Below are 238 nucleotides of genomic sequence, written 5' to 3' on the forward strand. Positions count from 1 at the left end.
GATTGCCGCCCGCCTGCACCATGAAGGAGCCGATGCGGGCGTACTCGCCGGAGATCCCGAGACCGACCCGGTTGCCGCTGGTGAGCTTCTTGGCGACGGACTCGAGCTGAGCCCAGGTGGTCGGGATGTCCGCATCGGTCAGGCCTGCAGCCTTCCACATGTCGGTGTTGATGATGAGCTGGAGAGTGGAGAAGTCCTTGGGGGCGCAATAGAACTTGCCCCCGTATGTGAACGACTT

General features: G+C 62.6%; 1 protein-coding gene. It reads right to left on the reverse strand.

Annotated elements, in window-relative coordinates:
- Positions 1 to 238: extracellular solute-binding protein (locus ACPYOG_RS20630; RefSeq protein ID WP_481295927.1), on the reverse strand; the 238-nt coding region annotated here is incomplete at both ends.

The organism is Leifsonia sp. HAY1-4F, from assembly GCF_056755275.1.